This window comes from Methanoculleus formosensis (assembly GCF_025384765.1).
In the GTDB taxonomy this organism is placed as follows: domain Archaea; phylum Halobacteriota; class Methanomicrobia; order Methanomicrobiales; family Methanoculleaceae; genus Methanoculleus; species Methanoculleus formosensis.
In genome coordinates this window covers 126,492-152,135 of the sequence record NZ_VHLL01000005.1, presented here as the reverse complement: position 1 = coordinate 152,135, position 25,644 = coordinate 126,492, and the positions used below count along the sequence as shown (strand labels likewise).

21 protein-coding genes are annotated in these 25,644 nt (G+C 62.4%); 15 read left to right on the top strand and 6 right to left on the bottom strand.

The window, feature by feature from the left end; genetic code table 11:
* Positions 1–28: 28 nt before the first annotated feature.
* From FKB36_RS09885 to FKB36_RS09875, 3 genes are all read right to left on the bottom strand, one after another.
* A complete protein-coding gene (locus FKB36_RS09885) occupies positions 29–1,006 on the bottom strand; it encodes a glycosyltransferase family 2 protein (protein WP_261597893.1) in 978 nt (325 codons plus the stop codon).
* Between the two features lie 1,189 nt (positions 1,007–2,195).
* Positions 2,196–2,468, bottom strand: coding sequence for a type II toxin-antitoxin system RelE family toxin (locus FKB36_RS09880; RefSeq protein WP_014868005.1), 273 nt, complete (start codon positions 2,466–2,468; stop codon positions 2,196–2,198).
* Positions 2,465–2,695 carry a DUF7557 family protein gene (locus FKB36_RS09875; RefSeq protein ID WP_014868006.1) on the bottom strand — a complete coding sequence of 77 codons (231 nt, stop codon included), beginning with the start codon at positions 2,693–2,695 and terminating at the stop codon, positions 2,465–2,467. The genes FKB36_RS09880 and FKB36_RS09875 overlap by 4 nt, the downstream gene beginning before the upstream one ends.
* Positions 2,696–2,871: 176 nt before the next feature.
* Here FKB36_RS09875 and FKB36_RS09870 point away from each other — a divergent pair, with 176 nt between their 5' ends.
* Positions 2,872–3,327, top strand: a complete 456-nt coding sequence (locus tag FKB36_RS09870; RefSeq protein WP_261597892.1) for a hypothetical protein — start codon at positions 2,872–2,874, stop codon at positions 3,325–3,327.
* Positions 3,328–3,382: 55 nt separating this feature from the next.
* Here the strand turns inward: FKB36_RS09870 and FKB36_RS09865 are convergent, their stop codons facing one another.
* Positions 3,383–3,763, bottom strand: coding sequence for a type II toxin-antitoxin system HicA family toxin (locus tag FKB36_RS09865; RefSeq protein ID WP_082070463.1), 381 nt, complete (start codon positions 3,761–3,763; stop codon positions 3,383–3,385).
* 105 nt (positions 3,764–3,868) lie between these two features.
* On the opposite strand from FKB36_RS09865, the gene FKB36_RS09860 reads away from it, so the two are divergent.
* From FKB36_RS09860 to FKB36_RS09815, 10 genes are all read left to right on the top strand, one after another.
* Complete coding sequence (locus FKB36_RS09860; RefSeq protein WP_261597891.1) at positions 3,869–4,198, top strand: nucleotidyltransferase family protein; 330 nt, start codon at positions 3,869–3,871, stop codon at positions 4,196–4,198.
* Positions 4,195–4,533: a HepT-like ribonuclease domain-containing protein gene (locus FKB36_RS09855; RefSeq protein ID WP_261597890.1), complete on the top strand. Its 339-nt coding sequence runs from the start codon at positions 4,195–4,197 to the stop codon at positions 4,531–4,533. Before FKB36_RS09860 ends, FKB36_RS09855 begins: the two co-directional genes overlap by 4 nt.
* A 477-nt stretch (positions 4,534–5,010) precedes the next feature.
* Positions 5,011–6,177, top strand: a complete 1,167-nt coding sequence (locus tag FKB36_RS09850) for a Fic family protein (protein WP_261597889.1) — start codon at positions 5,011–5,013, stop codon at positions 6,175–6,177.
* Positions 6,178–6,469: 292 nt separating this feature from the next.
* The gene (locus tag FKB36_RS09845) at positions 6,470–6,736 is read left to right on the top strand and encodes a hypothetical protein (RefSeq protein ID WP_261597888.1); all 267 of its coding nucleotides are present in this window, start codon (positions 6,470–6,472) and stop codon (positions 6,734–6,736) included.
* Positions 6,733–8,343 (top strand): hypothetical protein, encoded by a 1,611-nt coding sequence (locus FKB36_RS09840; RefSeq protein ID WP_261597887.1) that lies wholly within the window; start codon positions 6,733–6,735, stop codon positions 8,341–8,343. Before FKB36_RS09845 ends, FKB36_RS09840 begins: the two co-directional genes overlap by 4 nt.
* Positions 8,297–9,145 (top strand): DUF4350 domain-containing protein, encoded by an 849-nt coding sequence (locus FKB36_RS09835; RefSeq protein WP_261597886.1) that lies wholly within the window; start codon positions 8,297–8,299, stop codon positions 9,143–9,145. Before FKB36_RS09840 ends, FKB36_RS09835 begins: the two co-directional genes overlap by 47 nt.
* Positions 9,138–10,106, top strand: coding sequence for an AAA family ATPase (locus FKB36_RS09830; RefSeq protein WP_261597885.1), 969 nt, complete (start codon positions 9,138–9,140; stop codon positions 10,104–10,106). Before FKB36_RS09835 ends, FKB36_RS09830 begins: the two co-directional genes overlap by 8 nt.
* A gap of 2 nt (positions 10,107–10,108) precedes the next feature.
* Entirely contained in the window at positions 10,109–11,344 is a 1,236-nt protein-coding gene (locus FKB36_RS09825; protein WP_261597884.1) for a DUF58 domain-containing protein, read from the top strand.
* A complete protein-coding gene (locus FKB36_RS09820; protein WP_261597883.1) occupies positions 11,344–11,637 on the top strand; it encodes a hypothetical protein in 294 nt (97 codons plus the stop codon). Before FKB36_RS09825 ends, FKB36_RS09820 begins: the two co-directional genes overlap by 1 nt.
* Complete coding sequence (locus FKB36_RS09815) at positions 11,634–12,419, top strand: hypothetical protein (protein ID WP_261597882.1); 786 nt, start codon at positions 11,634–11,636, stop codon at positions 12,417–12,419. The genes FKB36_RS09820 and FKB36_RS09815 overlap by 4 nt, the downstream gene beginning before the upstream one ends.
* Here FKB36_RS09815 and FKB36_RS09810 read toward each other — a convergent pair.
* Positions 12,373–13,341: a DUF1616 domain-containing protein gene (locus FKB36_RS09810; protein WP_261597881.1), complete on the bottom strand. Its 969-nt coding sequence runs from the start codon at positions 13,339–13,341 to the stop codon at positions 12,373–12,375. The genes FKB36_RS09815 and FKB36_RS09810 overlap by 47 nt on opposite strands.
* A 12-nt stretch (positions 13,342–13,353) precedes the next feature.
* Complete coding sequence (locus FKB36_RS09805; RefSeq protein WP_261597880.1) at positions 13,354–14,517, bottom strand: hypothetical protein; 1,164 nt, start codon at positions 14,515–14,517, stop codon at positions 13,354–13,356.
* 259 nt (positions 14,518–14,776) lie between these two features.
* Between FKB36_RS09805 and FKB36_RS09800 the strand changes: the two genes are divergently transcribed.
* The 4 genes from FKB36_RS09800 (at position 14,777) to FKB36_RS09785 (ending at position 25,638) form a co-directional block, all read left to right on the top strand.
* A complete protein-coding gene (locus tag FKB36_RS09800) occupies positions 14,777–15,469 on the top strand; it encodes a PKD domain-containing protein (RefSeq protein ID WP_261597879.1) in 693 nt (230 codons plus the stop codon).
* 334 nt (positions 15,470–15,803) lie between these two features.
* Complete coding sequence (locus FKB36_RS09795) at positions 15,804–21,110, top strand: S8 family serine peptidase (RefSeq protein ID WP_261597878.1); 5,307 nt, start codon at positions 15,804–15,806, stop codon at positions 21,108–21,110.
* A gap of 20 nt (positions 21,111–21,130) precedes the next feature.
* Entirely contained in the window at positions 21,131–24,934 is a 3,804-nt protein-coding gene (locus FKB36_RS09790) for a hypothetical protein (protein ID WP_261597877.1), read from the top strand.
* Between the two features lie 14 nt (positions 24,935–24,948).
* On the top strand, positions 24,949–25,638 hold the full coding sequence (locus tag FKB36_RS09785) for a hypothetical protein (RefSeq protein ID WP_261597876.1): 690 nt from the start codon (positions 24,949–24,951) through the stop codon (positions 25,636–25,638).
* The last annotated feature ends 6 nt before the right edge of the window (positions 25,639–25,644 follow it).

The following is a 25,644-nucleotide window of genomic DNA, read 5'->3' as shown; positions in this document are numbered from 1 at the left end:
TCAGGCTGGATCCCATGAACAACCGCAATCATAGTGGACCTCTCCCGGCCGCGGAACTCCTGGTGATGATCACCAGCGAGTTCAAGATCAACCCCGACGTCACGAGCAGCAGCCCGAGGATCAGCGCCGCAAACCCGCCCGTGAAGACGATGTAGTGGAACTGCGCGGTGCGGTAGAACTCGGAGAACGTGTAGATCTCCGCCCCGATCCCGAACAGCGTGATAAGGGCACCCGGGATCCCGAAGGAGAGGAGAGGCCGCTTATAGCCGATCAACCCGACGATCCGGGCGAGCACCCCGAAGCCGTGGGAGACCGGGTTCTTCTTGTGCTTGTGGGGGACGTCGTAGGTGACGGAGATCGGGACCTCGGCCATCGCGAGACCGAGCGGGGCAAAGTGGGCGATCATGTCCGACTCGATGTTGTAGCCCTCCGAGGAGAACGTCAGGTTCTCCAGGGCCCGGCGGGAGAGAGCCCGGAAGCCCGACTGGGAGTCGGTCGTTGCAAAGCTGCCGCCGTCGACCGAGAGGTTCGTGAACCCGTTGAGGACCGTCTGGCCGGCCCGACGGTAGGCGGGGATCTTCGCCTTCACGTCCAGGAAGCGGGAGCCGATGACGAGGTCGGCAACGCCCGCGAGGACCGGGGCCGCCACGGCCGGGATCTCGTCGGGGTTGTGCTGGCCGTCGCCGTCGAGCATCACGACGGCCTCGTAGCCGAGGGCCCGGGCCCGGGCAAACCCGGCCATCATCGCTTTTGCCTTGCCGCCGTTCTCCGGCATCTCGATGACGTCGGCGCCGGCGAGCCGGGCGATCGCGGCGGTCCGGTCCGATGAGCCGTCGTCGACGACGATCACCTGGTCGGCGTACTGCCGTGCCTGGAGAACGACGCTCCCGATCACCAGGCCCTCGTTGTAGGCCGGGATGACGGCGGCAAGCGCCGGCTCGGGGGAGGGGGCAGCATGGACGCTCTCCGGGCAGGAGAGGCTCTGGGGAGTGACTGGCTGCATCATGGGTATGCCGGAATCTGGGTCGTTGGAAATCCCCGTAGGGGGGGCGGTACGGCTGTTCGCGGGCGGTGCCGGGGCCGCTGCTTCTGTTATGTAAATTGTCATGAATGGGGGGAAAAAGATACCGGTTCGAATCAGGGAAAGTTACATGAACATCATTGGAAATTACCCGGTTTGAGGGTGGGAACGGCGGCGCCGCCCCCGGGAGGGGGGTGGGGTTTGCGGGAGAACCTGCAAGTATTGATATAATAATTTTTCTAAAACGTATCGTTGCTGAGAGGGGCTAATTTGGGATAAGAACGGACAAAAACCGGCTTGAGGGAAAAATTCTTTCATTTTCCGGGCTGCACAGCGACCGGATCCCATCCGGTCGCGGATATCGCGTTTCCCGGCCATCCATGCTTTAAATGACCCTTCTCCCAACCCGGCCCGGGCCGGGATCGTCGCCCCCGGCGGCCCCGGGCCGGGAGAGAGAAAAAGCCCGGGACGGCCCCGATCCCCGATGCGCGCCATACCAACAACCATAACCGGAAACAGAAGAAGCAACGAGCACCTCCGCGGCCGCCCGGAAGGCTCCGGGCCGGCAGACCGACCAGGAGAGCGGTCCCGCACCCCCTCGGGCCCGCGGAGCGGGTGAAGGCCCCGCCGGCAGACGGTCATCGCTCAAGGTCTGGCCGGCGTACTCTGAGGAGTCTCGCCGGCACCGTGCTGCCCGGCAGAACCTGGAGCGGCCGGGGATCCCGCCGGGACGACTCCACCCCCGACAGAGGTCGGGGCATTGTTACCCGGGTGCAAAACCGACGGTATTCTATGGCATCAGAGGAGTATATTGAGAGAATGCAGGAGACCGGATAAAGAGAGACGCCGCGGTGTTGCCGCATAATGCTAGTATTCCCATTCTCCAGAGCCCGCCATGAGCCTTCAGCTCATAGATGAGCACGAAACGGGGTGGTCGACACGATCCTCCGCCAGCCGAAAGCGACCTCCGTTCACGCTTCGTGAACATATTGTTCACGGATCGAAAACAACATCTCCCCCCACCACAAACAACCTCTCGGGATCATGCTCAGAGAGATCTTCAAGACGGAAGAACGCATCCGCATCCTCCGCCACATCAGCCTCAGGCAATCGGCCACGGTCGGAACAGTCGCCCTCGCCACCGGCGTCTCCAAAGGGCTTGTCTCCGGCTACCTCAATATTTCCGATAGACGTTGCTCCGGTTGCCGACATCGATCACGGCAATAACCATCACATTATCCTCGAACACAAGAATGATCCGGTACTGTCCCACACGAAAAGAATACAACGGACTATTCGGATGTCCTTTCAGTTTTTTGGCGTACAGGCGAGGGTACGGCTCGTCTGCCAGGGCGTCGAGTTCGTCCTTGATTCGTTGGGCATCAAGGTCCGGGAGTTTATTGAGTTTCCGCTCGGCCCCTGGCAGGAGGTGAAGCCGCCAGATCATTTAAGGCCACGTTCCCGAGCATACTCTTCGAAGGGGCGACCCCGACCGGCCCGCATGTCCGCAATGCTTTCTTCGATCTCCTGCAGGGTCTCTTCGGAGAGCGGTTCCGGATCGAAGAACGCGTCCAGGATACGATTGAGTGTCTCGTCATAACTCTCCCGAGGATGCGTTTTCAGGGTATCCAGGCGGGACTTGGTCTCGGGTTGGAGCTGGATCGTCGTTGCCATAACTACCCATAGGTTACCATAAGGCATAAAGATTTTGTCAGGGCTCCGTTCAAAATAATGGGCTGAGGATTCCCGCGACTTGAGTCGTGGGAGGAATCGGCCCTCCACATATCCCGATACACGTTCACCTCGCGGCGGTATTCTTTATGCCGGGCGAGCGCCAATCGAGACGGTGTATGCAATCGGTGACTGAGTTGCGGTTGTTTGCGTCTCCCGACGAACGACGGCTGCTGTTCGCCACGATGGAGCGGTACAATGCGGCCTGCAACGCCGCCTCGCCGGTTGCCTTTTCTGAGGGGCAGTTCTCTGACCGTGGGCTCCAGGCCAGACGGTATCATCGTATCCGGGGGACCTTCGGGCTCTCGGCACAGATGACCATTCTTGCCCTCCGCAAGGTTGCCGGGAGTTATCGGAGCACCCGGGAGGCGATCAAGGAGCAGAACAAGATGCTCGCCGCTCTCGGCAAACTCTTGAAGTCTCTCACCGAGATCTCGTTCCGGGAGCACGGGGCCATCTGTTACGATGCCCGGGTACTCTCCCTCGGTCGGAACCGGGTAAGCATCTGGACGCTGGACGGCCGGATCAACCTCCGGTGCAGCAGGCGGTCTTCGAATGACAAAAGTCCTGTTTGACGGCTCGGTCTTCCGGCCGTCCGGCCCCATCGATCTCGAAGCAAGAAATACACCATCACAGTACACCTCTCCCCGGAAGAGCCCGACAAGGATCCCGCCTTCGAGATCGCGTCGCTTGCCGTAGACACCCATATCCCCGACCTTGCAGCGGAGCACGACCACTATCTCTACGGATCGCCGAAACGGGTTGCTCACGAGTAATGACAGGTGTTTTGTCGATTCGGCTTGCTGGATCGCACTCCTGAACAGGCACGATAACCTTCATGAAACCGCTAAAACCCTCCATAACCTCCTCGCGGGTGAGGCCTGCCTGCCGGATGATCGCTCGTAATATCCCTCTCCCAAGTTCTTCTCCCTGGTGGACAACGATACCTCTTCCATCAGAGTGCTGCAGAATGATGTGGCTGCCCCTCTGCCGGGTAAAAACCCGTATCATCTACTGGATCAACCGGCGCGATCCAAGGCCAACCCCTAACCGGCAAAACCTCATATCCTGTGATGGCAAAGAACTATCATCGGTAAGTCCCGGAGGTGAACGAGGGTGAAAGAATATCAATCCATCAAGTCGCAAGTTCTGGCCCTCCTTGAGCGTGAGCTTCCTGTCCTCCGGGAGAGATACGGCATTAAAACGATCGGTATCTTCGGCTCCGTGTCGCGTGGAGAGGACACACCGGAATCGGATCTGGACGTCATATACTCATTCCGTCCGGAAATGGACACGTATGACAATCTATTGGATTTAGGGGATTTTCTTGAGGGTCTTTTTCAGAGGAAAGTAGATCTGGTCCCCGAAGAGTGGATGAGTGAGAGGTTCCGTGCGAGTGTGATGACGGAGGCTATTTTCTGTGCACGCGAGCGAGGTACGGCATGACCGGGTTGCGATCGTATCTTGCGGATATGTACGAGCAATCTGAAAATATCATGAAGGCGACCGGACGAATGAGTTATGAGGAGTTTCTGGAGGATGCACTATACAGCGCGGGTCTCATCAGATTTTTTGAGATTATCGGCGAAGCAGCAAAGCATGTTCCGGATGATTTCCGAAACGAACACCCGGAGATTCCCTGGAGAAAGATCTCGGGGCTCCGGGATCGGCTGATCCACGATTATCCCGGCGTGAACTTGAAATACGTCTGGACTCTGGCAACAGTGGAAATACCTGTTCTGCACCGGCAAATCGGAGAGATTCTCGGCGATCTGGAGTAAACGTTACCTTTACCGGTACTTCAGCAGCTTCGTCATGAACTCCTCGCGGGTGAGGCCGGCCGCCACGTTGATCGGGTTATACCCCGACAAAAACAAACGTTTTTGTTGGAATATAACCCAACAAAATGTATGCCCTCGGTCCTCCCGCGTCACCGGGAGAAGAGCACGGTCCCCGTCTCCGCTGCCCGGCGGGTGAGGGGACTGCCTCCGGCGCCATGTTCACGCCCGGGGCGCCAGTCGACGACCGGCTCAGCGCTACCACCATCCCTCAATCGCCTCCCAGCCCCTCCTTGACCGCCTCGTCCGGGAGCGTCCCGGAAGCGCCGGACCCCACCGTCCCGGGTGTCGCGACGATGAGACCCGGTCGACCTGCACGCCCCGGCCCGTTCTAAATTAAGCAAACTTAACATAGAAGGCGATCCACCACTCTAAGTAAACAAAAGTTAACTTAGAGAACACTCACCTCGCAGGTGCTTCATGCAAGAGAGTCGATCCGGACATTTCGTTCACCAAAAAGGTGGCTATAACGCATTCATACCCAGGAGCCTCCCACCCGACCCGCCGATCGTATACGATGAGACGCTACAGTACCTCCTCTCGGAGGCCGACCGGGCGCTTGCAAGGCTCGACGGCATGGCAGTGACGCTCCCCAATCCTGACCTGTTCATCGCTATGTACATGAAGAAAGAGGCGCTGCTGAGCTCGCAGATCGAGGGGACAGAGGCCTCCCTCAAAGGGGTTCTGGAGTTCGAGGCGAACCTGAAGCCGACGGAGAACATCAACGACCTCCGTGAGGTCGTCAATTACCTGCGGGCCATGGACAGCGGGCTGGAGCGACTCAAAAGTGCTCCGATATCCCTGGATCTCGTCAGGGATATCCACTGCATCCTGATCAAGGGGACACGGGGCTCAGATCGGGAGCCGGGTAACTTCCGGACCGTCCAGAATTACATAGCCCGCTCGGGGGCTACCTCGATCCGGGATGCCGTCTTCGTGCCGCCACCGCCGGAACGCGTTGAAGCCCTGATGAAGGATCTTGAAGCCTTCATCCTCGCGAAGGGCTCCGTGCCGCCCCTCATTAAGATTGCCCTCATCCACGCCCAGTTTGAGACCATTCACCCGTTCCTGGACGGAAACGGTCGTATGGGGCGGCTGCTCATAACATTCTACCTCTGCTGGAAAGGGATCCTTGCAAAACCGCTCCTTTACCTGAGCATCTACTTCAAAAGACACCGGGAGGAGTACTACCGGACCTTGAACGAGGTCTGGACGGATGGAGCATGGGAGGCATGGCTCCGATTTTTCCTGCAGGGGGTTATCGAGGTATCCAACGAGTCGATCGCGTCGGCAAGGGAGATCATCCAGCTGAAGGACGGTGTCGTCGATACGCTCCTCAAACACGAGATCGGCGGAGCGAATGCCGTAAAATTGGTGTACGCGCTCTTCGATGAACCGATCATCACCACACGTGAGGCAGCGGAGGTGCTCGGGGTGAGCGGGCCGACAGCCTACCAGTTGATCGGAAGGTTGGAGGATATCGGCATCTTAAAGGAGATTACCGGCGGACGACGGTACAAAAAGTACATGTTCGCAGATTATGTCTCGATCATCGAGCGGGGAACCCGGCCGGGTCCCGGAAATTGAGAACTTCATCGATGGGCCGGGTTCCATACCGACGAGCGCGTGGCCGACACGGAAGCCGGTCCCCACCCCGGTTAACCTGCACGAGCGAGTCCCCCTTAATCAGGCAAACTTAACGTAGACACGGGAACCCCCCTCTCAGTAAACAAAACTTAACTAAGACGAACCCCGGAGAGAGAGGCCGGGGCGCCCCCGCCGCCACAGTCCCAGGACCGCCCAATTCCCCTTACCTGCCCGTCACAAAATAGTATACTTTCAATAGAATTATCTCTCGCAGAGCCGAAATTTAATCAGGATGGCGAGTGCGAAGAAATACTCTGCAGCGGCCGTACTCGCAGCCTGGCTCATCATCGTCGCCTTCTTCATGGTCTTAAACCGCGCGCTCGACCTCGAGGTCTTCTTCGTCCTCTCGCTGATCGGCCTCCTCGTCGTCGCGGTCCTGATCGACGGAGCCTTCTCGCGCCCCCGCTACATGCGCTACATCGGCTACCTCATCGCCGCGGGGGTCGCCCTCTTCGCCTACATCGTCGTTGAAAAAATCCTGGAGATCCTTGCCGCATGATCCGCCGGGCGTCCCACGTCATCCTCGCGGCGGCAGCCGTCCTCGTCCTCCTCCTCCTTGGAGCCCAGGCGGCCTCTCCGATCCTCTACACCGCGGAGAACACCGCGACCGCCGCCCACGCCGACCCCGCGACCGTCCAGAAGAAGTCGCCGGGCAACGCCGCGGCGCTCGTCCCCCTGATGGACGACCTGCTGGGCCAGACCGGAACCCTCGCCCTCACGATCAAGCTCAAGGACTACGAGAGCGCCGAACGCGACCTCGCCCGCTACAGCGAACTCTCGCGGCAGTTCGACCGGCTGGTTGTCACGCTCGACGTCTCCGGGACCGACATCGGTGAGTTCCAGCAGAACAACCGGCAGAACCAGGAAGCCCTCGCGACGCTCTTAAACGACACCCGGCGGTTCGAGGACTTAAAACGGCTCGAGATCGAGGTCCAGGGCGACGAGGGCCAGCGTATGGCCATCGCCTACGAGGGCGAGGCGCTCCGGCAGAAGATGCAGGAAGGGTTCGCCTCTTACGCAGGCCGCGAAGCGGCGACCACCCGGATCGCCGACCACTACGACCTGAACACCACCCCCTACCGCGAGAGCGTCGGGCACTTCGCAGAGGTCGCCGACGCCGCAGACGACTGGCGGGAGGAGACCGGCGGGACAGGTACCGGTGGAACCCCTGTACGCTCCCCGCTCACTATCGCGGTCGCCCCCGGTGAGGGGCGGTACGCCGAGACGCTCACGATCGCCGGAACCTACCCCGGCGGCGCCCCGGGAACCCGCGTCGAGGTCTACGTCGACAGCAGGAACGCCGCGGCCGCCACACTCGATGCAAACGGCACCTACGCCTGCTCCTACCGGATCGGCCGGATCCTCACGGGACCGCACCTCGCTTACGCCGTCGCGGGCACGGTCTACTCCGAGGTCGCGACGTTCGAGGTCCTCACGGAGAACACAACGATCACCCTCGACACCATGGAAGTGAACGCGACCGCCGTCGCCTGCACCGGAAACCTCACGGCCGACGGCCTCCCGGTCACCGGCGCTCCGGTCCTCGTCCGGGTCGACAACGCTACGCTCATCAGCACAGAGACCGACGGCAACGGCACCTACGTAAAAGAGATCGTCCTCGCCCCCGGGGAGCATACCCTCCAGGCGGAGTTCCACGCAGCGGGTTATCCCCTGAACGCCTCCGAGAGCGAGACCGTGGCCGTCCAGGTTCGGGGCGAGGGGCTCTCCCCCCTCCCGTTCATAGCGGCGCTCGCCGCCGCTGCCGGGGCCGGCTGGTACCTCCAACGGCGAAGGCCGGAGGAGAGCCCGGTGGAGAGACCCCCGGAGGAAGAGGCTGCGGTAGAACCGGCAGCAGCCGGCCCGCCGGAGGGGAGCGTGGCCGGCCTCCCTCCGCGCGAGGCCGCGACCGTCCTCTTCCGCATGCTCCGTGCCCGGCTCGGCATCCCCGGGACGAAGACCCCGAGGGACTGCGCCCGCATCGCCCCCGACCACGCCGGGTTCTTCGAGCGCTACGAGAGGATCCGGTACGCCGGCGAGACCCCGACGGAGGAGGAACTCCGTGCGATGGAAGCCGAAGCCCGGGGAGGTGACGAAGATGCAGCGTGAGGCCTGGGCGGTTCTCCTCATCCTCATTCTCGCCGGCGGTGCGCTCTTCATCCACGCCACCACCACCACCGAGGAGTACAGCCGCTGCAACATCGGCTGGAACGGCACCTCGGCGCTCGCCGCAGAAGAGATCCGCGATCTGGCAACCCTTCCTCCCGGCGCGACCCTCCTCATCCTCGCACCCGACCGGCCCTTCAGCCCCGAAGAGGCCGGCTACCTGCGGACGTTCCTCGAATCCGGAGGCCGTCTCCTCATCGCCGACGAGGACGGCAGCGCCAACCACCTCCTCGCCGACCTCGGGAGCAGGATGCGAGTCCGGCCGGAGAACCTCGCGAGCCTCGAGCGTGACCACGCCGAGCCCGGGCTTATCACCGGATACGTCGTCGGCAACGCAAGTCCCTTTGCCGGTGTAGAGACCGTCCTCGTGAACCGCCCCGCGGCGGTCGAGGGCGGCGAACCCCTCATCGAGACCTCGATCCTCACCTGGAACGACGCCGACGGCGACGGGCGCGTCAGCGGCGACGAGACCTTCGCGCGCCGGGCGGTCGCCGCCCGCGAAGGCAACCTGACCGTCCTCGGCGACCCGAGCCTCTTCGTCAACGCCATGCTCGCCGAGAACCCCACATTCATCGAGAACCTCGGGCCGATCCTGATCGACGCCGCCCACAGCAGAACCGGCACCGCTAACCCGATCGTCAACACCATACTCTGGATAGAAGAGAGACCACCGGCCGTGGCCGCCATAGCCGCCCTGGCCGTCCTGCCGGTAGCCTACCGGTTCGGGAGGAGAGAGAATGATTGATAACAACCTGACCGAGCGCATCGAAGCGATTGCAAACACCTACGAGACGATACAGATGACCATCCGGCAGGTGATCGTCGGGAATCGCGACCTCATCGAGGGGATCTTCATCAGCATGATCAGCGGCGGTCACCTCCTCATCGAGGGGGTTCCCGGAACGGCAAAGACCACCATCTGCAAGATCATCGCCCATCTCGTCGACTACGACTTCCGGCGGGTTCAGGGGGCGGTGGACATCCAGCCCGCCGACATCATCGGCGTCCGGATCTACGACAGGAACCGGGGCGAGTTCTTCCTCCAGAAAGGCCCGATCTTCACGAACTTCCTGATGGTCGACGAGATCAACCGCCTGACGCCGAGAACCCAGGCCGCCCTCCTCGAAGCGATGAGCGAACACCAGGCGACGATCGACGGGACGACCTACCCGCTCCCCGACCCCTACTTCACCATCGCCACCCAGAACCCCCACGAGGCCGAAGGGACCTTTCCGCTCATCGAGGCCCAGTGCGACCGGTTCATGTTCAGCTCCGTCCTCAACCATCTCGACGCGGAGAACGAACTCGAGGTCCTCCGCCGGGAGCGCGCCGGGGAACTGGACACGAGGATCTACCAGGTCGCCCCCGTCCTCAGCAAGACCGAGATCGCGGCCATGACCGTGACCGCCCAGGAGATCAGGGTCGACGAGTCGGTTCTCGGCTACATGCGCGATCTCGTCCTCGCCACGCGGTCGCACGGCGACATCCGGCTCGGCGCGAGTTCCCGTGCCTCGATCGCCCTCATCCGGGGCTCGAGAGTCCGGGCGGCCCTGAACCGCCGCTCCTACGTCATCCCCGACGACGTTCGCGCTCTCGCCCTCCCGGCGTTCCGCCACCGTATCCTCCTCACCCGGGAGGCGGCGATCACCGGGGTCACGGCGGACGCGGTCATCGCCGAGATCCTGGAAACGGTCGAGGTGTCCTAGAGATGATCCGGCCGACCCGGACGGCCAGCGGCATAGCTGCCCTCGCCCTCGCCCTCACCGTCGTCGCCCTCCCGCTCGCGAACCCGGCCGCGGCTCTCGCCGCCGGTTCTCTCGCCGTCTTCCTCCTCTGGCGGGGCTGGCGGTTCGAGCGCGATCTCGCGGCCATAGTAACCTCGCTCGCGGCCGACCGCGAACTCGACCGGACGATCCTCCGGCAGGGGACTGCCGTGACCGTCCGGGTCCGCGTCGACTGCACCGTCCCGGCGGGGATGGCAATCCGGGCACGCGACCTCCCGCCGGCGGTCGCGGTCGGCGACGCCCCGTCCGTTCTGCCGGGCGAGACCGCGACCTACACCATCCGGCTGATGGCCCCGGGGGAGACGGTGTTTACGGGGGTCGCCCTTGAGGCGCAGGACGCCTTCTTCTCCCGCAAGATAGTCTGCCGCCGGCACGATGCCCCGCGCCTCCGGGTCTTCCCCGCGGGAACCAACGGCAACGGCAGAGGGAGGGGAGCCACCAGCGGAGAGATCGAGGTGAACCGGCAGACCGCGTTTGCCGGGCAGAGCGTACGCGGGTTCCGGCCCTACCAGACGGGCGACGACCCCGGCCAGATCGACTGGAAGGTCACCGCCCGGCGCGACGCCTACTACGTCCGGCAGCTGACCGGGCTCGAGGGGGGAGCCCCCCTCATCGTCGTCGACCTCCCGGCCCGGACAGGGGATCCGGAGACCAACTCCAGGTTCTCGATGGCCGTCTACGGTGCGGTCGAAGCGGCGATCGCCTCCCGCGACGGTTGCTCGCTCCTGGTCGTCGCCGGCGGCGAGATCGTCCGGTTCCTCCCCCGGACACAGGACATCCGTGACGCGCTCGCGGCCCTCGGCGGGCTTGCGCCGCTCGAACCCCGGGCCCCCCTCTACCGGGCGCCGGGTCCCGCCGTCCTCGCGGCCAGGGCCCGGGTGCCCCGGAACGGGGGGGGCCCGGAGGAGGTGTACCGGGAGAGGCTCGGCGGGATCCTCTCGGCGTTTGCAAAAGAGAGCCCCGTACCGTTCGCAGCGGCGGTGAGGAGGGCGCTCGACCGGGCGGACGCCCGGGAACTCCGCCTCTACTCCCTCCTCCCCGCGGGCGATAAGAGCCACCTTGTTCAGGTGGTCAACGAGGCGAAGATCCGGGGGATGCAGGTCGTCCTGAAGGCTCCGGCCGGGACAATCCCCGGGGTCGATGCCGTGGAGGTGCTCTGATGGCGTTCGATCGAAAGTTCCTCCTGCTCTCTGCCGGCGAGGTGCTGGTCGTCGCCGCGACCGATCTCCTCGTTGCGCTTGTCCTGCAGGCGATCGTGCTTGCAGTCTTTCTCGAAGACCGGCGGGGCTACGGGGTCTTCGCCGTCGGGATAGCCATCTTTGCCGGGATCATCGCAGCCTCGGGAAACGTCCTCCTCCCCCTCCTCGGCCTTGCGGCCGCCCTCGGGTGCGGCTACCTCGCCCTCACCCTGCAGGACTACCGGATCGCCCGGTGGGCGGGAGGTGGCGCATGAGCCAGAACACCCCCTACCGGGGAGCCTTCCTCCTCATCGTCGCCGCGGCGGTCCTCCTCGCCGTCGCGGCCCTGACCGGCCGGGGCGACATCACCACGGCAACCGTCGTCCTCGCGGGCACCGGGTGCTTCGTCGCCGGGGTCTTCCTCCTCGCGCTCCACAAGGGCGAACCCATCGACCCCGAGATCGCCGCACTCCTCCCGGCGCAGGGGACGGTCACCATCGCCACGCTCTGTGCGGATCTCGGCGTCCAGGGCGACGGCTGGTTCGTCCCGGAGGGAGAGACCGTCATCGAGATCGTCCCGGTCGGGGAAACCCTCCCGGCGGCGACGGACGACGACTACTCCTACATCACCGCCGAAGGCGCAGCCGCCGTCCGGCTCGTCCCGGCATGCGCCCCGCTCCTCGCACGGCTGAAGGAGAAGCACGCGCTCGAGATCCCCGTAGAGGAGGACGCCCTCCTCGCCTGCATCGTCGAGGTCTGCGACGACCTCCTCGAGGTCGCGGAGAAGACCGAGGCCAGAAGAGACGGCGAGAACATCGTCGTCACCCTTGCCGGCTACCGGCTCATGCCCGGCTGCCGGGCGGTCCGGGCAGCCTCGCCGAAGTGCTGCACCATGATCGGCTGCCCGGTCTGCAGCCTGCTCGCCGTGATCGCCGCACTCGGAACAGGTCAGCCGACAACGATCGAGCACGTCGCCGTCGACGAAAAGAAGGGGATGCTCCGGGTTATTCTCACCGGACCCGCACCCAGAGGTGCAGATCCCGGTAACTCGCGTTGATCCGCTCCTCGCCCGCGACCTCTTCTCCCGGCACCGTCTCGTTGAAGAGCAGGAACTCGATCCGGTTGTACTCTCTCGACGGCACCGAGAACTCCCAGGGCACCTCCCGGGTCTCGTTGTGTGGAACCGTCAGCACGAACCGGTCGAGCGGTGCAACGGCATGGATCGTCGAGGTGTTCGTCGCGGGATCGAAGGTCTGGTTGAGAGCCAGCGCCTCGACCGTGTAGGGGATCTCCCGGTACTCGTGGTTCCCGATCCCGATGATCAGCGACTGCGTCGACCCGGCCGAAAAGGCGCTCGGGTAGTCCGCGGCCTTCCCCCCGGGCCCGAGGATGTAGAACTCGGTGAAACGCTCCCCCTCTTTTGGCACCGCGATGACGTAGGCGGTCGTCGCAAGCGCAGCCACGATCGAGACGACGAGAAGAACGGAGAGTGCCCGGTCGAGCCGGGAGGCCCCGGGGTCATAGAGTTCGGTCCACGCTGCACCGAGCATCTCCCGGGCCGGAACGGTGAACCGGTCGCCGGCAGGGAGGAGGAGCCGCCGGTACCAGGCGACCAGGGTCATCGCGAGGGTGAAGAGCGTGAGCGAGACAAGGATCGGGTCGAGCCGGATCCCCCAGGGGGTGTAGTTCAGCGCAAGCCCGATGAGGGGGACGACGGCGATCGAGAGCCCGAACGAGAGAGCAACCCGCTCGATCCCGTCGAGGTCCCCCTTTGCCGGGAAGAGCGCGGCGATCAGGGCGTAGCCGGGGATGAAGAGGACCATCGCCACGCCGAAGAGGATCCGGAGAAGACTCTCGTTCAAGACCGGAACGTAGACGCAGGCGAGGGTCGCGGCCGTGAAGGCGGCGACGGCGACGAGGTCGCCCGGGACGTCCCCGGCGGCCTCGAGGATCAGGGGTTGCTGGTCATCAGTCGTCATGGGTTGATCGTGTCAGCCTCTTCTCTTCCACCCAAGCATCAAGATTGTGAAAGCGATGACCGGGAGGAGGGGGGCGACCGGCGCGGCGGTCGGGGTCGTCTCCGCGGAGGTGGTCGTGGAAGTCGTGGCAGGCGTGGAGGTCGTCACGGTCGTGGCCGTCGGTTCAGGCGCCGATGCGGCGACGAGGAGGACGTAAGGCCCTCCCCGGGCGACCGGGGTCGTGATCCGGTCGCCCTCGATCCTCGACGGGACCGCCGTCCAGGCGCCGTCCTCGTACCGGGCGATCGTCGCGGTGGTACCGGCCGCCGGGAGGCGGAAGGAGAGGGTCGCCGCGGGGTCGAACGCCCGGTTCGCGGGGGTCACGGCGTAGGCGTTCCCGGAGAGGGACCAGCCGGTGGGGGCGGTGCCCTGCGCTGCTATCTTGAGAAGCCCGGCGCCCGCGATATCGGCTCCGGTTAGAGAGGCCTTCCCGTCGGCCGAGGTCACCGGCGCGGAGCCGGGGGTGGGACCGGTCGAGCCGCCGTTACCCCCGTTACCCCCGCTGCTGCCCGGGGAGGAGGTGGCGGTCGCCGTTGCCGTCGGCGTCGGGGAGGAGGACCCGATGGCGATCGCCCGGGAGAGGGCCTGGCTCCCGTCGACGAAGACGGTGACCGTCGCGGTGCCCTGGTCGACCCCCTCGATGGCAAAGGAGATCGTGCCGTCATTGGGCCCCTGCTTCGTGCCGAGAACCGTCAGGTCGGCGATGATGCTCGTGGCGTTGGCCTCCCCGCGGAGGGTGACGAGACTGAGGGTCCCGGCGGGGAGGTTGCGGGGCTGGCTGATCCAGAGCTCGTCGTTCCTGTCGGCGTTTTGGCGTATGCTGCCGGAGCTCCCGTCCGGCAGTTCCGCCGCGAGTTCGGTCCAGTTCGTGCCCTTCGTGTAGGCGTTCACCTCTCCCGAGGTGAGGGCGAAGGGGAGGGTGAGATCCCGGGCCGTGAAGGCAAACGTCTCGCCGGGGGTCGCGGCGAACTCACCGCGGATGCCGAGCGAGAAGGCAGCGCCGTCGGGAAGATCGTTTACGTTCACGGTGACCGTATCCCCGGACTCGATCGCGTCGGGGCTGATGCTGATCGTCGCCGCCGTTGCGGCCGGGACCAGGAAAAGTAACAGAAGCAAAAATATGCCGAATTTCGTCATAAACGGAGATCTCCTTTTGATAGATAGGATATAGGTAATTTTTGAGAGCAAAAAAGGCTTATGGATGAATAGCGTGAACTGCCCCGACCCGGGGACCGGGGTCTTCCCGCTCCGCCCCATATGCGATCGGCCATGAACCCGGGAGGGAGCCCGTCACGGCCGGACAGTGCTCCGCCGGTTCCCGGCGCAACCCCGGTTGACCATAAGTGCATCCCCCGGGGCAGGGGGGAATACAGACAAATCCTCCTCCATATCCGGGTTGGTCCCGGCCGGGACCGTCGTCACCGCCCGGATCGACGGCCGCGACTGCGGGTCGCTCACGCTCGCCACCGCCGGGGTCTACGGCGGGGATGCCCTCTTTGATGAGCGCCTGCTCGTCTGCGGGGAGGACGGCGATGCAGGGAAAGCGATTGTCTTCCTTGTGAACGGCACGCTCGCCGGGACAGCGGTCTATACCCCCGGCATCTCCACCCGCCTCGATATCACGGCCACGTCCGGAGCAGCCTTCTCTGCAGACGTCCCCTCCGGCCCCGCGCCGCTCACCGTCCGGTTCACCGATGCAAGCACCGGCCGCCCGGCGTCGTGGCATTGGACGTTCGACGATGGCGGCACCTCTGCGGCACAGAACCCGGTGCATACCTACACCCTCCCCGGCAACTACACCGTCACGCTCTCGGTGGATGGGGGTAGAGCGGTCTGTACGAAACCCGGGTTCATCAAAGTCACCCCGGTCCTCTTCGGTGACGCGAACGAGGACAACCGGATCGATCAGGCCGACACCCTTCTCGTGCTCCAGGAGGTCGTGGGGCTCCGGGAGAAGCCTCTCCCCGGCACCGGCCGGTTCACAAAGACCGACGTCCATGCAAACGGCGCGATCGAGGTCGGCGACGCGCTCTTCATCGCCCAGTACAACGTCGGCCTCCGGGACCCGTGGTTTGTGCTGTCGGGATGAATCCCCCGGTCCACCCGTTTTTCCTGGATCCGCGTAAGGAGAGGGGGCATGACAGCCGGAAACCCCGGATACCTGTTTTATTGAAAAATCCCCCGAAAACCGTTTAAAAAACTTTACTCTCGCTGATATTCAGGGGATCTGGCTCGCGCGCCGAAGATATCCCGGATATAATTGTTTCTATGAAGCGTGGATCTCTCCGGGGAGGTTATACCGAATCGAGGCTTGATTTGTGCATATTTTACCTATACCCACCATACCTCACGAATTGAAAACAAAATGAATATATGCTGTATCTGTGATTAAACTCTTCATTAATAGATTTTGGGTGATCAGTATGAAACTGTCTAAATCACAGGCAGGATTGATAGTCCTGCTCTTTGTACTGCTTCTGGCGGGCACAGTGAGTGCCCTGCCGGGCGATGACCGGACCATGCGGGATCCCCCTTCCGTCCAGGCGGGAGAACGGGTTCCAGTGTTCCTGGTCTTAAATGAACAGCAAAAGCAGCCTGCATCGTTTGCCGAGCTCAAAGCCGATGCTCTGGGCCGGCAGGCGCAGGTGCTGCAGACCGTCAAAACGGTCGACTCTGCGGCCGCGAAGACCGCCCGGTCTTACTGGATAGCAAACGCTGTCTGGCTTGAGGCCGACCCGGCAACCCTCGATCAGCTTGCCGCGATTCCAGGGGTCGACCACATCGAGCCGGACCTGACCGTGACGCTCGATGACCCGGTCGCGGTGGTCTCATCGACGATCAGCCCCGATGAGATATCGCAGCCGGAGACCGGGTATGCCACCGTCTGGAGCGTGGACTCTATCGAGGCCCCGTCCGTCTGGAAGAGCGGGAACACTGGTGAAGGCGTGACGATAGCCATCGTCGATACCGGTATCGACGGCGACCACCCCGCGTTCGGTAACCGCGTCGCCGAATTCGCCGACTTTGTCTACGGTGACAACTCCTCCGCCTACGACGACTACGGCCACGGCACCCACTGTGCCGGTACGGCAGCAGGCGGCACGGTCACGGCCGGTTACATCGGCGAAGAATACGACGTGGCCCTGGGTGTCGCTCCCGGGGCGAACCTGATCGGGGCGAAAGTCCTCAACGACGAAGGTTCCGGCCAGTTCAGCACCATTCTCCGCGGTGTCCAGTGGGCGATCGATAACGACGCCGATGTCGTCTCGATGAGCCTCGGCGGCTACATGGCCCCCGGTCAGGGCATAGAAGATGAGTACCTTCCCGGAGGCGAGAGTTATATCGTAAATCTTGAGGTCTCGTCAGAGTTGCGTGGTGACCCCGGCTCCCTGTACGAGCCTCAGTTCGTGATCGGATCGGTCGAGGCTGAGGATGAGTCCTATGCATACGCGGCGGACTACTTCGGCCCCACGAACCCCCTGCAGAACCTCACCATCACCCTGACCGATGGTCAGGGGAATGTCGCCAGCGGGGCGGAGGTCGACTGGGTCGGCTTCGACCAGGAGACGAACCGTTACTGCTTCAAGGCACCCTATGCCTCGAACTCTGTGGGCTGGAACGGCAACTGGAAGATCAATGTCACCAACAACGGAGAGACCGGTGTCTGGATCGAGGAGCTCAGCCTTCGTGAGTGCTACCAGTCCAGAGGCGACACCGTCATGGATAACGCGATTAACGCCGCTGTTGCCGGAGGCACCGTCGTCGTAATCTCCGCCGGGAACAGCGGCCAGTTCGGCACCTCAACCATCGGCACGCCGGGGACCGCAAAAGATGCCATCACCGTCGGCGCCACCGACTACCTGATGGACTACCGTGCATCCTTCAGCAGCATGGGGCCGGTCAACCGGGCAGCGCCGTACATCAAGCCTGATGTCATGGCACCCGGTGTCGGCGTCATATCGGCATACCCCGGAAACCAGTACGCCTCCATGCAGGGTACGTCCATGGCCTGCCCGGCTGTTGCCGGGACGGCGGCGCTGATGCTCTCGGGCAACGAGACGCTTACGCCCGCCGACGTGAAGGCCGCCCTGATGGAGACGGCAGTCCACATCGGTGAAGACGGGGCCATCCTGCCGGTGATGCAGAAGAACAACGCCTACGGTGCAGGCAGGATCAATGCCTACGAAGCCGTGAACACCACCGGCGGCCTTGATGAGGCCGAGCCGTGGGATGGGATCAAGCACGAGCTCATCGGCGGAACGCTCACTTCGTACTCCGTGACGGGCGATGCGCTCCCGGTCATGGCGGTCCTCTGGAACACGACCGCGGGAGAACCCCTTGCAGGAGCAGAACTTAACCTCAGCGTATGGTATGACTACTATACCAACTACCAGCACCAGTACATCTACATCGAGAACCGGACGCTCGTAGCCGATGCGAACGGTTGCGCCCGCTATGATGTGGACATATCCGATGTCCCCATCGGCGAGGACGTGTACGCCCGGTTCACCTATGGCAACCTCCAGTTAGAGGACTACGCGTACAAGAATGCGGTCACACCGACCCCGACCCCAAATCCGACCGTCCCCATCTATGAGTCGGCGTCCTACTCGGTGGATTACAACGCGACCGTCGAGATCAAGTATCCGCTTCTCGCCGCCGATGGCTCGGCCTATGAGGAGAGCGTCACCTTCGTGGTCAGGAACTCCAGTGGAGAAAGCATCTTCGAAGAGGCGCTTGTCCCGGTAGACGGTGTTATATCCTGCTCGCTTGACCTTGCCGGGCAGCCCCTCGATGCGACTTACTACTACATGAGGATCAACGACAGAAATGCAGGAAGCATCTACGTCGGCGAGGAGGGGTACTCTTACCAGGAGGTCATTCCGCTTCCGGATCGCGCCATCTGCCCGCCGGGAGAGAGTGTCGACCTCGGCATCATGGCCATGCCAATGCACGGCCAGAAGACCGTAAGCCAGGAGTTTGACGTCTATGTAACCACGTTGACCGAGACCGAGGTCCTCTCGCTCTCGTCGGCAGGCGCCCGCGCGCTCTCTGTCCCTGAGGAGGACGACATGGAGGCGCTTCTCGTCGAGATCGACGGGATGAAGCCGGAGACCTACTCGGGTACCGCCAGCCTCACGAACGGCATCGCGACCTACAACTTCACGATGCCGGAGGAAGGCTACATTGCAATCGTCCGGTTCGTTACTGACTATGATTACTACATGGAGGAGACCCCGGTTCTCGTCTACGGGACGCTTGAGCCCTGGTTCATGCACCGGAGCACTCCAACGGTATCCGAGGACTTCTATGACGGAAACCTGACCTATATCTACGGTGGTTATGACTGGCCGGCGACCTGGGACCAGGCCGCCTACGCGTCGGTTCCCTCTGGTGAGGCGACCATCACCGCGTACGTCTCCACCTACGACCCGGTCCGGGGAGTAGAGAGTCTCATGCCCGGACAGACCGTCTACCTCTACACAGAGAATGGTGTTGCGACCGACGTGACCGATGCGGACGGAACCTGCACCTTCACCGTCGCTACGGTAGGGAAAACGCAGCTGGATTACCTCCTTGTCACGCCGGGAATCTCCGGGTACACGACTACGTGGATAGGGGGCTCCCCGCTCAGCCCGATCTCGCATGCCCCCGTCAGCCCGGGGATAGTAACGAACACTTTCGTTGCACCTGCGCATATCGGGACGCTCTCCCCGGACTCCGAGACGCGCAGCGCCGGTGTTACCCGGGACGGCGATGCCTACAACGTAATCGCGACAAGCTACGGGCCTGCCGACGAAGCCATCCACGAGAAGGGCGCCTTCGTCTTCAAAAAAGTCTCCGAGACGTCTATCTGGTACTATACGGGAACCGAAGCGGCTGCCGTCGTGGACTTCACCGGCACGGGGACCAAACGCGTAACCCCGGCCGCGGAAGGGAACTATGAGGCCAGGTACGGCCTCCTGAACCCGAATACCCAGACCATCGGCAAGTACATCTACACCACGTTCCGCAACCCGGAGAGGTCCGTCTCCTACACAATGCCGGACTCAGTCCTCGTCGGATCGTCCGTACCGGTCGTCTTTAATGTATCGACCGGGGACGGATCGCCGATCTCCGGTGCACGTGTCGTGCTTGCGGCTGGCGCGGCAGGGGACTGGGAATGGTCTTCATACTACGACGATCCGAGGGATGCCAACATCCTCCTCGCGGCCGACTACTACCCTGACCCCTACACGGTGATCGCGACCGGCTACACCGACAACTCCGGTAAGGCAACCCTGACGTTCACCGCACCGACCGCCGGCCAGCAGGCACTGCGGGAGGCCCTCATTCACGAGTCGGATCTCCCCTACATGGTGCTCTGCTACCACAACGGCGAACTGGTACAGGAAGACTACGGCTATATGGGCGTGACAACCGCGCTCCTCCCCGACTTCGTGCCGGACGTATCCGCGCCGCAGGTTGTGAAACTCGAGCGGGACGACACCATCACGATCTCCAACGTCGCCCTCCTCATCAGTAACATCGGGACGGCGGACTACGTCTATGACCCAACCAACAAGATGGCCTGCACGGCTGAGGTCGGGCCCCACAGCAAGAGCACCTACTTCATGAAGAGTCTCGCTCAGGGTGAGAAGACGGATGTCCTCACCACGACGGTATCGCGCAACGCGCGTGAGTTCGGGATTAACACGAGCGACTACCGGCTGCCGGTCGACGTCAACGTCGGGGTAGAGGTCAACTCGAACCGGACGGTCGAGGAACTGAACTACCAGAACAACTATCTCGTGTATCCTGTCAGGATCACCGCCCCGGACCTGGCCGTGGAGATCCTCGCACCGAGGTATACCACGCCGGCGAGCACCACCACGATCGGTGTTCGGGTGACGAATCACGGTGAGGTCGGGAGCAACGCGGCGAACCTCTACTACAGCATCACCGGCAAGCCGGAAGCGACGATCGCGGTTCCGGCGCTCGAGCCCGGTGCGTCGACGATGATCTGGCAGAACCAGACACTTGTCGCCGGCGAGTACACGATCGATACCGAGGTCAACCGGGCGGGAGCGACCGACTACGAGACGACGTTTGCCAACAACCGCGTGAACGCCACGATCGGTTCGTACGCCCACCCGGCGACCAAGATCGAGCTGCCCAGAGACCTCGTGCTGGTGCCCGGCACGACTTACGATCTTCCGATAACCGTCAACCAGGTCTCCGGTCTTGCGGCCGCCAATATCAACCTCACCTTCAACGGATCCGTCCTTGAGGTTAAGGGGGTCACGGCTGGAGCGCTGCCCCTGATTGGTCAGCCAAACATTGAGTCCGGGCGTGTCCGCTTTGAGAGTGTATCGGTATCCGGTGTCAGCGGAAACGTCACCATCGCGACCGTCCGGTTCGATGTCACTGGTGTTACCGGCGATGAAACGGCATTAAATCTGGTTGCAGGGCTTACCGATGAGAACGTCCTTCCCATTCCTGTCGAAGCCGCGAGCGGCGATGCATATCTCCTGCTCTACGGCGATGCAAACTCCGATGGAGTCGTCAACCAGGCAGACACCCTGAAGGTTCTTCGGGAGGTCGTCGGCCTTGATGCGAAGCCCGCCATCGGGACGACGAAGTTCCTCCAGACCGATGTCACCAGGAACAGCGCCGTCGAGGTCGGTGATGCGATGTTCATCGCCCAGAAGAATGTCGACCTGAGGGATGAGTACTTCAGGATCAAGTGAGGGAAAAGGAGGAAAATGAAATGAGACATATGGTATGGAGCATCCTGCTCTTCACCCTCCTCTGCGGCGTCTGCTCTGCTGCCACGCTCTCTGTGGCCCCGGCGGAAAGCACCTGCGCCAGCGGGGAGACCGTGGACCTGACCGTCTGGGTCAAAGACGTCAGCAACCTGGGCGGTTTCGACTTCGATGTGACGTGGGACCCCCGGGTTGTCAGGCTTGACGCGACAGACAGCAACGTGACGAGAGGGCCCTACGTTGATAGTATCATGATGAAGTCCCAGAGCGGCAGGCTCCGGGTCGCAGGAGTCAGCGCCTATGGCATCACTACAGGCACTGACGGCGCCGACCTCTTCACCGTGCGGTTTGTCGGTGTCGACGACACAGGTGCTTCGACGCCGGTCGGCCTCATCGTCAACAACTATGGATTCCTGAACTCCACATCCGGCGAGGTGATTCCGGTCTCGGCGATCACCAACGCCACCATCACAACTGAGAAGAGCAACACCATCGACGCCCGGGTCGCCGTGCCGTCGAACCAGGTGATCTCCGGCCAGGAGAGCCGGTTTACCGCCTCCGTCGTGAACCGCCGCGGTGCCGTGACGTCCCCGCTGAACATCAACGTCAGCGTCGTCGACGGGAACGGTATCCCGGTTGATGGGGCGTTCTGGAACTATCCCAACGAGGTCATCCCCGCCTGGGGCAGGTTCCAGCGGGAACTTGCATGGACTCCGGCAACGGCCGGGACCTACACCGTGCGGGTCAACGTGACAAGCGATGATCACGTCACCGGCACGACGAATTACACGACAGGCCTCACCGCGAAGGAGTACACCCTCGAGTTCACCGACAACTACGTCTACGGCCCGTGGGACGGCAGGGCAACCGCCGGCTCACGGTTCTCCATGGGCGCCTACGTGAAGGCAAGCCAGCCGGGTAACATCTGGTTCAACATTACCGCCCCCGACCATGTCGAGGTTGACGGCGGGAAGACCCAGACCCGATACACGTATTCCTCCGATTGGAACTATATAGGTGTCTGGATGCGCTCGAACACGCCGGGCCGGATTGCTGCTGGCGACATCAAGTTCGATATCGCCGCGAACGGCAAGGCAGACTCGCTGAACGGGACGGAGGTCTTCATCTGGATCCCCTCGATCAAGGTCTCGTCCGTCAACTCCACGTCCGTAACCGGGACCCCCGGTGAACTGACCTTCAACACCCTCCACACCAACAACACCTACGACAACGTAACGAAACTCGTTATCCAGTCCGGCGCCCGCGGGCGCACGCTCTCCGGTCTCGACTACCTGGTCGGCTACCCCTACGGGTGCGTCGAGCAGACGACGAGCCGGATGCTGGCATCGTTGAACGTGAAGAACTACTACCTCGAACGCGGAGAGAGGCCGGCGGACTGGGACAACCTCCGGGAGACCGCGAACACCTCGATCTCCGGCGGTGTCCAGAAACTCATCAGGGGTGGCGAGGTCGGCCAGAACAGTGACGGCGGCTGGAGCCTATGGGGCGGCGACCCCTCGGAATCGTCGTCGAGTTCCTACGCGAGTTACACCCTCGCCCGGATCAACATGCCAGCCGAAGATCTGAACCGGCTCCTTGACGGGAAGGTCTCGAACGGCAGCACGGTTACCTCCGGCACCGTAAACTTCGAAAAACTGATCCAGTGGTTCCACGACAACCCGGACAACCCGGGCACCGGCACCTGGACGTGGAGCGCTCACGTCTGCCATTCGTGGACTCCGGAGTCAAACACCGCGTTCGTCATGCTCATCCATGACATGATCAACCAGACGGTGGAGCTGGATGCCGAGCACCGCGGCTACATGGAAGACAACATGAGGAACGCCACGCGGTACTTCATCGATACCCAGAAGCCTGAAGGCTCCTGGTCGACCGGTGATGACCAGGCGATGGCGACGGCGCTTGCCCTCTGGGGCCTTGAGTCGTTCGCGCTGTCCTCAGACGATGTCACCGATCAGCAGATCGCTGATGCAAAGGCGGCCGCGGCGGAGTGGCTGATTGAGAACCAGAACGCTGATGGATCCTGGCCGGTCAGCGGCTACTACGGCTGGTATGACAACGGGAGGATGACTGAGTCGACCGGCTACGCTGTCCTTGCCCTGAACGCGACCGGGCTCCAGGAGGATAACGCGACGATCAGCGGCGGTGTCAACTGGCTCATCGAGCAGTACGAGAACGGCGGAGGCTGGGGTTACACCTGGGCCACGCAGGTAGCCGTCGATGCGCTGATCCAGTGCCAGCCCAACGTCGTCACCACCGGCACGGTTGATGTCGCCATCGACGGTGAGCTTATCGGCACCTTCAACGTGGACGCGACCAACCCCCGTGTCACCCACACGCTCACATCCGATCAGATGGACGTCCTTATGGCAGGCGGAACCCTGAAGCATGATATCTTCGGCGACGGGTTCTCCACGGTGAGGTCGCATGAACTCACCGCCACCACCGCCGGGGCCAGCGGACCGATCCTGGTCAGCGTCGACCATTCGCAGTATGCTCCGATCAATGAGATCGACAACACCATGCAGTGGAACCCGGTGATCCAGTCGTTCGGCTACGAAGAAGAAGAGGCCGGACCCCTGCAGGTCTCGACCGATATCGAGACACTCTCCGATGTCGGCGAAGAGACTCACTACACCGTCAGCCTCACCTCGACCCCGATGGTCGCCGGCGAGACGGCGGATATGACCCTCAAGGTCGTATCGGATGCGAATGTCTTCTCCCCGATGATCGAGATCCCGATCGCAGGGTTCAGCTTCGACAACGACTCGACTATCTACGAGAACGGCAACCCCGGCGCGTTCGAAGTCCTCAACAGCACGACGAGCAGCGACCGGCTCGCGCTCTTCATCGAGTCGGTCGGCTGGGAGCAGGGCATGGAGATGACCTACGAGTTCACGATAACGCCCGAGGATCATGGGGCGCTGGATCTCGACCTCCGTATCCGGCCGCTCTATGATGACACCGATGTCTACCTGGTCAACGAGACCTTCCAGGTTTTGGGCAGAGGGAATGTTACCGTCAACGTCGTCGGTGAGGATGGTGCACCGGTCACCGCCGACAGCATCGCTCTCGGCGCGGACAGGGTTACCAACAGTGCGAGCCACACCTTCACCGGCATTCTCGAAGGGACCTACCCGCTTGTCGTGAACGAGACCGACTACCCCTCGATCCACACCACGGCCCGGGTCACGCCGGATGCGACGGCGCTCTACAACATAACGCTCCCGTCGTCCCTCATTGACCCGACCCTGGTCTTCTCTGAGGGAGGCGCAGGGAGCATCGCCGGCGTGGCATGGGTGGAGCCCGAGCCGCTCAACGCGGCCCGGAGCGAGAACACCACCTACAACGTGACGGTTCTCGGGAACGGCGGCGAACTCGGCATTGCGCTTGAGTTCCCGATGAGGTACCTGATGAATGAACCGGTGGTGAAGGTGAACGGCGTGGTGACGGACTATGAGTTGATCAATGGGACGTTCGAGTACGACCCCACTATGAGGACCTACTCAACCACGAATGCTACCCTGGTCATCTATAACGCGCCGGTCGGCAGCAACACGGTTGAGATCGAGTTTGAAGGTGGGGTTCTTGGCGATGCATATCCGGACGGAACAATCGATCCTACGGATGCGCTCATGATTCTGCACTTCTATGTCGGGAATATTGATGGATTCGAGAACTTCGACTATCCGTTCGTATTCAACCGCGAGGAACAGAAGATCGACCCTGTTGATGCACTCATGGTGCTCCATCGCTATGTAGGAAACGTAAACGAATACTACCAGTAAATGGTGAAAAACCCATGAATCCATTTTTTGTTCGCATACTCGTCCTTCTCTGTGCAGTATGCATAGCAGTTACAACCGTACAGGCAGCAGAAGTTTCCCTTGAAGACGACAGACTCGTTGTTACGGGCGTTGACGATAGCCTCGGACTCGGGGCCTTCGATGTCATACTGACCTACGGCAACGATGTAACCGTCGACTCGACTGAAGGATTGTCCGGGTTCATGGTTGCAGCGAACGTCAAAAATGACGAGGGGGTAGCGATCGTTGCAGGCATCTCAACCGAAGGGATGACAGGAACAGTTCCCGTTGCAACCGTGAAGAGAAGTGGGACCGGGATAGTCGACGTTACTGTCAGGATGCTCGCCAACACCAGAGGAGATCCCATACCCTTTACAGATCCGGAATTTTCTGGCAACACGCCGACCCCGCACCCCTCCGTGAGCAGCAGTCCGACCGAGACAACCCTGCCTACGGCCGCGGTCACACCGACCCTGACGGCGGAACCCGTTCGGGAGCAGGATCCGTCAGGAGTGCCTGCTGCCACGCAGACCACTACAGTGTCGGATTCCCCCATGACTTCTGGCGTGACCGAAGTTGTGGAAGTGGCGGAATCGATTCCGTTAGACACTCCTAAAGCAGGGTTGCCCTCGGTTATCGCAGCCATCTCGCTTTTGGCAGTCATGATATTAAAAAGGAAGTCTTAATAAAAT